The sequence below is a fragment of the Streptomyces cucumeris genome, from assembly GCF_024295805.1.
Taxonomy (GTDB): domain Bacteria; phylum Actinomycetota; class Actinomycetes; order Streptomycetales; family Streptomycetaceae; genus Streptomyces; species Streptomyces cucumeris.
Genome location: NZ_JANCLX010000062.1, coordinates 21,728 through 31,330 on the forward strand (window position 1 = coordinate 21,728; position 9,603 = coordinate 31,330).

At 67.0% G+C, this 9,603-nt stretch carries 11 protein-coding genes; 7 read left to right on the forward strand and 4 right to left on the reverse strand.

What is annotated here, in order from left to right; all coding sequences use genetic code 11:
* Position 1: 1 nt before the first annotated feature.
* From tpg to NMK44_RS41030, 4 genes are all read left to right on the forward strand, one after another.
* Positions 2-559 (forward strand): telomere-protecting terminal protein Tpg, encoded by a 558-nt coding sequence (gene tpg, locus NMK44_RS41015; RefSeq protein WP_254753167.1) that lies wholly within the window; start codon positions 2-4, stop codon positions 557-559.
* A 17-nt stretch (positions 560-576) separates the two neighbouring features.
* The gene (locus tag NMK44_RS42590; RefSeq protein WP_254753169.1) at positions 577-1,482 is read left to right on the forward strand and encodes an SLATT domain-containing protein; all 906 of its coding nucleotides are present in this window, start codon (positions 577-579) and stop codon (positions 1,480-1,482) included.
* 58 nt (positions 1,483-1,540) lie between these two features.
* Entirely contained in the window at positions 1,541-1,846 is a 306-nt protein-coding gene (locus NMK44_RS41025; RefSeq protein ID WP_254753171.1) for a DUF6247 family protein, read from the forward strand.
* A 115-nt stretch (positions 1,847-1,961) separates the two neighbouring features.
* Positions 1,962-2,105, forward strand: coding sequence for a hypothetical protein (locus NMK44_RS41030; RefSeq protein ID WP_254753173.1), 144 nt, complete (start codon positions 1,962-1,964; stop codon positions 2,103-2,105).
* 78 nt (positions 2,106-2,183) lie between these two features.
* Here the strand turns inward: NMK44_RS41030 and NMK44_RS41035 are convergent, their stop codons facing one another.
* The gene (locus NMK44_RS41035; protein ID WP_254753175.1) at positions 2,184-2,825 is read right to left on the reverse strand and encodes a hypothetical protein; all 642 of its coding nucleotides are present in this window, start codon (positions 2,823-2,825) and stop codon (positions 2,184-2,186) included.
* Between the two features lie 114 nt (positions 2,826-2,939).
* Complete coding sequence (locus NMK44_RS41040; protein WP_254753177.1) at positions 2,940-3,917, reverse strand: hypothetical protein; 978 nt, start codon at positions 3,915-3,917, stop codon at positions 2,940-2,942.
* 232 nt (positions 3,918-4,149) lie between these two features.
* Between NMK44_RS41040 and NMK44_RS41045 the strand changes: the two genes are divergently transcribed.
* From NMK44_RS41045 to NMK44_RS41055, 3 genes are all read left to right on the forward strand, one after another.
* Positions 4,150-5,385: a hypothetical protein gene (locus NMK44_RS41045; protein ID WP_254753179.1), complete on the forward strand. Its 1,236-nt coding sequence runs from the start codon at positions 4,150-4,152 to the stop codon at positions 5,383-5,385.
* Between the two features lie 28 nt (positions 5,386-5,413).
* Positions 5,414-6,271 (forward strand): hypothetical protein, encoded by an 858-nt coding sequence (locus NMK44_RS41050; RefSeq protein WP_254753181.1) that lies wholly within the window; start codon positions 5,414-5,416, stop codon positions 6,269-6,271.
* A 213-nt stretch (positions 6,272-6,484) separates the two neighbouring features.
* Positions 6,485-6,817, forward strand: a complete 333-nt coding sequence (locus tag NMK44_RS41055; RefSeq protein ID WP_254753183.1) for a hypothetical protein — start codon at positions 6,485-6,487, stop codon at positions 6,815-6,817.
* Between the two features lie 735 nt (positions 6,818-7,552).
* Here NMK44_RS41055 and NMK44_RS41060 read toward each other — a convergent pair.
* The gene (locus tag NMK44_RS41060; protein ID WP_254753185.1) at positions 7,553-7,969 is read right to left on the reverse strand and encodes a hypothetical protein; all 417 of its coding nucleotides are present in this window, start codon (positions 7,967-7,969) and stop codon (positions 7,553-7,555) included.
* Entirely contained in the window at positions 7,963-8,625 is a 663-nt protein-coding gene (locus tag NMK44_RS41065) for a replication/maintenance protein RepL (protein ID WP_254753187.1), read from the reverse strand. Before NMK44_RS41065 ends, NMK44_RS41060 begins: the two co-directional genes overlap by 7 nt.
* Positions 8,626-9,603: the final 978 nt, after the last annotated feature.

Sequence of the window (9,603 nt, forward strand, 5' to 3'; positions counted from 1 at the left end):
AGTGACGGACATCCACGATGCCCTTGAACGCGCCGACCAGGAGACGTTCACCCGCGAGCCGCCCAAGACCCTCAAAGGCCGCATCAACTTCCTCCTCAAGCAGCTCAAGACGACCAAGGCCGTCGCTCAGGAGATCGGCGTCAGCCAGCGGTCGGTGGAGCGCTATCGCACGGGCGAACGGAAGAAGCCACCGAAGGACATCGCCGCGAAGATCGACGCCGCCGTACGGACCCGTTGGCAGCCCCAGGTACGCAAGCGCCGCCGCAAGCAGGCTGCCACCAGCACCGGCATCACAGTGGAGACCAGGGCCCGATTCGGCTACACCGCACCCATCGGCACCACCGACGACGGCCGCTTCCGCCGACTGACCGTCCACCTCCCCGCGTCGTACGCACAGCGACTGTTCGACGCCCGCGACACCGGGGCCAGCGACCAGCAGATGCGCGAAATCATCGCCGCAGGGTTCAAGGAGGTGTATTTCCAGGACGGCGGCGGTCGCGCTATGGGACTGTCACAAGTGGAGATCAATGACATCGACTACCTGGATCTCGACTTCTAAGAGACTGAGGGGGCAATGTGACCGACAGTGCAGACGGCAACTCCACCCAGGTCACCTTATCGGTTAACGGCGAGAATCTGAGAGCGCGAGAGGTCATTCACGGAATTCGCCGCAACATTCAAGAAAAGAGGCGACTGCTCCGCATTCTCAAGATTCGATCCATCCTTGGTGTCACCGCAGGAACGGTCGGCCCCCTATCACTCCTTTCCGGTATCGCTATCTCCGTCGAGCTGAACCGTCGAGGACTCGGATCGGTTGCCGGTACCACGACCGCAATATGGCTACCTCTGCTGCTGTCCAGCATTGGGGTGCTGATTTGGCTCGCTCTAAGCGACGTAACTGTTCCGTCGGTGAACGGCAGTGAGCTGATCGTCACACGCGAAGACCTGGAACAGGAACTAGCTATTCTGCTAGATCAGCTCCACTTCCTCAGTGCTCGGACGCACTCCTCGGTCACTGACCAGCGGGCTCTGTACCGCGAAAACATTCACGAAGTGATCGATGAGTATGCAGCTTCGAGCCGCAGGTATCGCCGACGACACAACGGATTGCACGCTCTGATCACTATTGGATCCGCCAGCATCGCCGCCGTTGCGGCCCTCGACCCTGGCCTGAATTGGCAGAAAAAAGTCATCATCGGCATCAGCTTCGTCGTCACCTGCGCATCCGGCTTCAGCGGCTACTATAAATTCCGCGAACGAAGCTACTTCCTCCAGCAGAGCGCGGACGCTATCGAAGAGGAATTGAACGCGGCACTGCTAGGAGTCGGCGAGTACAGCGACTTCAGTCCGCATCAGCATGAAGAGCTGCTCGCCCGGTTCGCACAACGCGTCGAATCCCTTCGAAACGAGCAACGGCGACGGCAACAGCAGCTTGACCAGCCAGCAGAACAGAGCACTTCCACCCCGCAACCTCAGCAGTAAGGACAACCGCAGACTGGCGTCGCGAGTACGGTGGCCATGAACCTGCCGGGAGGACCAGATGAGCGCGCAGCCCGACCACGCCCCCGTCACGCCGTACGCCCCCGCGCCCGGGGCGCCGGCCGAACTTCTCGCCCAACTGCGCGCCGACAAGCGCGCGAACACGTGGGTGCCGGCCTTCGAGCGGGAGTGGGTGGCCGCGCTCGAGGAATCGCGGCGCACGTTCTCTCTCGCTGGGCTTTACGCGGTCGTCCGGGACTGGCAAGGCCGCCTCGCCTCCGCCCCGGCCGTCGACGCGTTCGTCGCCTCCGGCTACGACGACAGCGAGTTCATCGACATGGCGGAACTCCGCGGGCGGCCCCGGTGACCGATCAGCCGTACGCGGTCCGCTTTTCTGCCCCGGCCGCGAAGGTCCTCGCCACCCTGCCCGAGCACGTCGAAGACATGGTGTGGGACGTCCTGGACGCCGCCGCCGGTGACCCGTGGGGCTTCCCACACCTTGGAACGCCGACGACTCTGAGGGCGAGGACGTCCGCCACGCCTCCGTCGGCCACCTCTCCCTCACCTACTGGGTGAACCGTCCGCTGCGCCGCCTGTCCGTCCTCACCATCACCTGGCTCGGATAGCCACCGGTGACAACGCCCTGACCCTGCATCGCAACTACCGGAGTCAGGGCGTCTCGCATCGCAGCCGGGGCCCACCACTCAGGCGTTGCCCCAAGCCTCGAGGAATCGCTTGCGGTCGTCCTCTGTCTGGTGCAGCCGGCGCCTGGCGAGCAGCACATGCCAGGCAGTGGTCTCGGCGTCACGTAGCCACAGCCGTCCGAGGTAACGGCCACCTGCTACGAGCGTGTCCTGGGCCAGCGCGTCGCCGATCACCCTGGTCACGGCGTCGTGCTGCTGGTCGTCGAGCTCCGCCAGAAAGCTGAGCATCCGGTCGGCGATGCCCGCTCCGTTCCCCCCGACCAGGCGATCGAAGGACGGACCGCCCATGTTGCCGGGGTCGATGTACAGAGCGGCATCGCCTCCGGCATCTCCCAGCGCGCCCCAAAACTCATCGCCTTCGGCAGTGCCCGGTAGGGGAAGGGCGGCGAAGAGGTCGGCCAGATGACCGTTGGCTGCCTGGTTGTACGAGACGTCGCAGGCTGCCGCAGAAGCAATCTTCGCGACGTGCCCAGTGTTCAGCCCTCCGCCCTCTGGCCAGTCCAGTGGAGTGTTGAGCTGCTGGACGAGGTGCTGGGCAAGTTCACCATCGTCGTCTAGGAATCGCCGGACGATCACAAATTCCCCCAAGTCAACGCCAGTTGGCGTACCAAGGCGGCTCTCTTTGCCTGCCAGTCTGCCCAACTGGGCAGTGATCCACTGGGGTGCGCGCACAACGTCTAAAACCCGCCCCTGGCATGTCAGCGCCGGAGCGGAGCCGTCCGGATCGTGCGTGCCGCCGGCCTCTCCCGAAGGCGTCTACCAGCTGTCGTGCGCGTCCGCGCGCTTCACGGTCGGCAGACTGAGCCCGATGGTGGCGAGGCGCTCCGCCGGGTCGGATGCCTCCGTGACGATTCTCGTTAGATCTTCCACGGAGAACTGGACGGCGGTCGGCAAGCCGACGGCCTCGACCTCAGCGCTGCTGGAGAGGTAGAACCCGCACAGCCCGCACAGGAGACCTTCGGCCGTCAGTTCCATATCGAACAGTGCGGAGTCCTGGTCAACGGCCAGGAACAACGCGGCGGCCTCCCGGTCGCAGGTAGGGCACAGGCTCAGGGTCTGGAACAGCGCCTTTTCCGGGCCGACCTCGACCACTATCAGCCCGCGTTCGCTCACCGCCTGCTCAACGCCGACGACCGCTCCCTCCGGAAGGTCCGCGAAGCGCGTCCTGAACTGGTGGCGGGCCTGGTTCATCCGCAGGCGCACGTCCTTCTGCAGGCGGTCGGCCCGGTCGTCCAGGACCACTTGGACCGCGTCCGACCAGGACTCCCAGAAGGAGCCGGCCTCCTGCCCCAGGTGCGGCAAGAGCCGGTCCACGGTCGCGACGAAGGTTCCGAGGTAGTCCTCCACGTCGCCTGTGCCGAGGTGAGCGACACCGTTGCGCAGCTCGATCAGACCGTCCAGGTCGTCAGCCTCGCTGCTGGACTTGGACTTCTCCGGAAGAACTTCCATCTTCCGCAGCCGGCCGATCGCTGTCGACGCGCCGATGGTCCTGAGCCGCGTCGGCGGCTTGGACACCGCTCCCGCGAAGTGCAGCAGCATGTCGTCCTTGCCGTTCACCTCGGTGAGCAGGGTGGGATGGACAAGGGCCAATGCCGCCTTCGCCAGGCGTTCGACACTGACGCCAGCGTGTAACAGGAAGACCTCCTGGTCCTCATCGGCGTGGGCTTCCATCGCCAGGCGCGCGAAGCGCTTGGCACCTTCGTAGAGACGATCGAACGTGACCGGCGATTCCATGACCGGACGGTACCGACAGCCGCTGGCAGGGCGGGGTGCATTTTTCAGGGCGCAGCCCACGCTTCGGTAGCCCCGCCCCCGCCCTGATCGCACGATCGGGTGATCCGCTCACTTGCCGGGCCCGTCGGCTAATCCTTACGGGTGACGGTTTGTCAGTCCTGCTGCGTACCGTCCCGGTTCATCACGACTCAACCGCGCCCTGGTGGCGCCTGTTGCCCAAGGCGGTGACTTGATGAGCCTGACCTCTGGGGTTCACTGTCCACGCACCCCGCTGCGCCGGTTCCTGGACCGTGAACTGTCGGCCGGTGCCCACCCGCTGCGTAAAAGCTTCCGGGCTCGGGACCGCAGCAGCCAGATCCTGATGCCGGGGCCGGGCGTCGGCACGGAGGCCGGCAACGTCGGCACCGCGATCGACTACCGGCTCCGCCTTGCATTCACCGCCGCCGAACCAGTCGACCACGTCGCCCGCCTCGGCATCCTGCTCACCGGCTCCTACGAATCCGACGCACGGCAACGGATGCGGGACGTGGGCGAAGAGCTCATCGAGCGCCTCCAGGAGACGGTCACACGCCTGCAGCTCGACAACCGAGAGCTCCCAATGGACCGCGCCCACGATGAGGAGGAGGACTTGGCCCGCCTGCTGATTGCCGCAGCCTGGTACCAGGTCAACTACCGCACCTCGATTGGGTTCGCCTTCACCCCGCTAGCCATTGCCGCCCGAGAGGACCCCGGCGCCTTCACCCTGGACCGGCTCCTGCAGCTGCCGCACCGCGACATGGTGGACGACGTCGTCGCCCAGCTCTACAAGGCCGCCGACGGCCCACTGAACGGCCTGCGCACCCGCACACAGCCGGAGGACTGCACGCCAGCGCCCACCTTCCCGACCGACCGCATCGCCGCGGACGCAGACCTGGCCGTCGACGGACTGCTGCTCGACTTCAAGAGCACCCGGTACACCCGCACCCTGCGCCAAGCCGAAGCGTGGCAGCTGACCGGCTACCTGCTGCTCGACACGGACGACCGGTACCGAATCGACACCCTCGGCCTGTACCTCTCACGCTCCGGCACGCTGGCCAGCTGGCCGGTGGAGGAGTACCTCGACCTGCTCGGAGCCTGCCGCCGCGACCTCCCCGCCTTCCGCGCCGCGTTCACCGAGCTGCTCGAAGGCTGCACGGCTGACGTCGAACCGTACGAGCAGGAGGAGGAAGACCGGGTCCGTGACCTCCTGAAGCGCCTGGCGCCCGTCGCCGCCCCAGGCCAGTGCCTGGTGTGCACCCAGCCCTGCCCCGCGTCTGGACGCCGGCCCCGGGAGTTCTGTTCTTCCTGGTGCCGCGGCCGCGTCAAGTTCCTACGCAACAGGGGCCTGCTGCCCGGCGGCCCAGACGTGTTGCTCCCTCGGCCGCGCCAGCGCCTGGACCTGCCCGTCGGCGCAGAGATTGTGAGTCTCACACTCCGTTTCCCCAGGTAGACAGGGTGAGCTGTGAGGGTGTGAGGCTGTGAGGTACCTACTCGCAACCACCCCTCCGTACGCCCTGGTCCTGCTCGCCGGCCCGGAGGACGAGGGAGTCGTGGGCGAGCACGACGAGGACCAGGAGCACGTCGCCGAACCGGCGCGGCCGCCGCTCACCGCGGCCCGCGCCCGGGAGATGACGGCCGGACTGCGGGAGGCAATGGACCACGTCCGGCGCTCCGTGGCGGTGCTCGCCGCCCGGGTCCGCGACGCGCACACTGCCCGCGTCTGGGTGCTGCTCGGGCACAGCAGCTGGGAGTCGTACTGCGACGCGGAGTTCGGCATCAGCCGCGCCCAGGCGTACCGGCTCCTCGACGTCGCCCGCGCCCTCGCCGCAATCCACAGCGCGGTCACCGCCCACGCCGATGCGTCTCGCACGCGAGACAGCGACCCGGAAGCCGCGGCCGCGCTCGACTACGGCCTGTCCCAGCGCGCCCTGATCGCCGTCTCCAGCCGCGCCGACGACGTCGCGGAGCTGATCACCCGCCGACTCACCACGCTCGCCCACAGCGGCCTCCAGGCCCTCGGCGAGGCCACGGTGCGCGCCGTGGTCCGCCAGGCCGTCCGCGACATCCGCACCGCACCGCCACCACCGCCCACCGATCCGCCGGCGGACCCGACCGTCGCCGCGCTGCGCCGCGTCGTCGACGACCTCGCCGCCAGCAGCCACGCGATCGGCGAGCTGATGCTCGAAGTCGCCCCGGTCTACCCCTCCGACACCGATGCCGCCGACATCCTGGCGCTGCTGTGCGAGCAGATCGGCGAGCCCCTCGACCACGGCCTCGCTGCCCGCCGCTACGCGATGTCCGGAGACCGCCGCGCGCTGCACGGCACCGTGCTGTAGCCGCTGCTCCTAGTGCTGCTGCCCGGTTGCTGCTCGTGGTCCTGGTGGTGGTCGCCGGGTTCAGCAGGGCGGTGTCCAAGGTGCAGCGCAGTGGCCTTGTTCACGAGTTGTGAAGCAGTTCTTCATGACTTCGGGAGGCACCTGGTGAACGTCTGGGGCGATGTTCACGAGAACGGACAGCACCGGTGACCGCTGTGCGACATAGTGCGGCGGGTGACCGCTACATCGGACCGGTTGGACCTGCCTGCACGTCGTCGCCGCCACGCGCGACTGATCGCCGCCCTGACCACGCTGATCGGAGCCTGCGCTGAAGCGGCTGGCGCGGTGTACCAGCCCATCGCCGCCGCCTCGCCCGGCCAGGAGGCCGTCGAGGTGAATGTCCTGCCGTGCGTCCAGGTCAGCCTCACCGCCGCCGCCTTGCTGGACCGGGCCCGTACCGAGGACGATGCCCGGTGGCCAGCCGTGGTTGCCTGGGAGCGGGCGCAGGCCCAGCAGACGTACGCGGCACGATGCGCCGTGGCCCAGGCCCGAGAACTTGCGGAGTAGGCCGACCCGCTCGGCGAGAACTACGTGCCGTTGGAGCAGACCGCCGCGATGGACCTGGTGAGCGCCGGCACTGAGGTTGCCACCCCCTGGCGGACCGATCCGGAGGAAGCGGTCACCCTGGTGTACGAGCTGGCGGCCAGTGGCGAGCTCGCCGTAGACGAGATCCTCGACGAGGCGGTCGACGCCGCGGTGGTGGCCGGTCTGCTGGTACTCGCTGGAGGCGCGCACTGCCACGGACCCAAGCGCGGCGGCCGAGCTCTGCCTGGGAGCCCTCCCTTACATCACGCTCGCGATCTCCCTGGCCTCAGCCGACTTGGACTGATCGAGTTCAACGCTCCCCAGTGCTGCTGGTTCTCGCGTACAGAGCCATGTAGCGCAGCATTTGCATGGGCCGGGCGCCGCACGGGTGCTGCCCGAGCAGCACCCGGCCGCCGACTCCTGCTCCGAGGGCTCCAGTACGACGGTGGGCCCACCCCCAGTGCTGCATAAGATCGCAGATCTGCGATGTTCCAGGTGGGATCTATGCACGGCTGCTGCATACAGCGCCGTAGTCGGAGCCTGCTTACCTACGGCGTTGTTCTGGAGAACCAGAACAAACCGGTTTACCCAGTGCTACCGCTCGCTCCGCCGCCGGGCGCTCGCCGCTCGGGCAGACGTGTACCCCTGCCGCACATCTGTCCCGCAGCAGGGCCACAGTTCACGGTTGGTCACCGCGGGACGGGGCGGCGGCCGATGTCACCCGGCGGCGCGGACGGCCCGGAGCGGCTGGGTCTGGCGCTTGGGCGGCGCGGTCTCGTACAGCGGCGCGGTGATCTCGGGCAGTTCGCCGGCCTCGATGCGCTCGGCGGCGTCCTCGATCGCGTCCTCCAGGTCCTCCTGGGAGGCATAGGAGGCAACGTAGGGGTGGAGGTAGTAGGTCCGGTACTTGCGGTCCTTGGGTCGCAGCACAAGGTTCCGGCTCTCCAGCAGCGACATCGCGGTGTTCGCGGAGTTCCGGGACAGCCCCACACGGGCCCCCAGCTCGGCCTGGGAGGCGTTCACCTCGCCGCCGGGCTCCTGGCGCTCGATGAGGGCGCTCAGCAGCTCCATGGCGGCCTTGGTGAGGTCCAGCCGGTACAGCATTCCGAAACCGGCGCTGGCCTGGATCAGCATGCCTGCCCCTCCTCGTCGACGACTCCATCTTCCCCGTCTTCGGCACCGAGCTCCAGCTGCACGCTGCGCGGCGGCCGCGGGGCATTGAGGGCGGGGAAGACGTCCTCGGGCAGCTTCCCGGTCTCCCGGTCGCGCAGTGCGTCCAGGATCTCGCGCTGGACGTCGCCGTTTCCCTCGAACCCGAGCATCGGGTTCACGAAGATCAGCCCGTTGTCGACGCGCTGGATCATGTGCCAATGCTCCAGGCGACCGATGGCCCGGGTGACGTTCGACCGCTCCACACCCAGCTTGTCGGCGATCTTCTTGTGTGTGGCGCGCAGCCACCCCTCGCGCTGTCGGCCGATGCACCACAGGAGCACCGCAGACTGGATCGGCGACATGCCGTGCTGCGCGATGAGCACCGCCAGGACGTCGGCCAGGAAGTCGTTGGAGACGACGCTGTAGCCGGACCGGCCGTACATGTCGTGGGGCGCACGGTACGTGTACCGGACGCTGACGTCCATCTGCTGCACGGCCCGCTTCCGGGTCGGCGGCTTGATGTCCTTGCCCAGCCTGGAGGACAGCGTCTCGCGGAAGGCACTGTCACCACCGGGCGGGACGGCTGCGATGCGGCCCTTGCCGCGGCCGGCGGAAGGGCGCTTGGGCTGGGGAGGCATCGACGGAGGTCCTGTCCTCGATCTTGTGGGATACGCGCGGACCCTAGCAGTTGTTCAAGCTCAGTTGGCAGATTTGTACACGCTGGCGTGGCGCTTTGGTGTCGACACCGACACATGGGATCCGGGCCATGTTCCCTGGGAACCTGTCCTCACCTGCACCGATCCACACTTGTACAAGCTGGGTTGGTAAATACGGGTGTCGGTGTGGCACCGCGAGCACATTTTCGCAGGTCAATGTGTTGCGGCTGACACATCCCATCTCACAAAACCGCAGGTCAGAGCATATTTCCGCGAGGTGCTCTCTTTTCCCTAAGACGCACGCGCGCACGAGGACCCCGCCAGGGCCTCGACTTGTGCCCGTGCCACCGCCTCCGACGGCACCAACCACCAAAGCCACCAGGTGCGCACCCCGTGGCCCCTCACTCCGGCGGCCGCCGCCCGGCCCTCCCCACTCTCCCCCGCTGCGCACGCACCTCCTCCGTGGCTTAGGCGGCTTTTCGACTCTCAGTTATACGACTTCCGTTCTGTAGCTAAGCTATTCATGGCCGCGCAATTCTCAATTCGTCCGGTCAATTGTGGCCGGGGTCAGGGGTGGTGCGGCTAGGACCCAAACGCTACACAGTCGCTACCTATGATGCATCATGTTGGTTGCGCGTTCGCTCGCTCGGGTGACGCATCGATGTATTCTGCCTCGCTATGTCGGGTTGGCGTGTACGCTGGCGAGGTATTGGTGAACGTGAACGGCCGGTTTCGAGGCTGGGGAAGGAGTTCGGGTGAAGCGCAGCGGAGCCCGTCACTACGGTGAGGCTCACCCCCTGTCAGCCTGTCGGTCCGTCACTCTCTTCTCGGGGGTGGTGGCTGAGATTCCCAAGCCCTACACAGGCGCGAGCGCGATGCACACCCCTTGTTGTCAGCCTGAGCATCCGCGCTTGCGCGGATGCTTTCAATTCGCGCGAAGCGCGAATTGATATCGCTTCA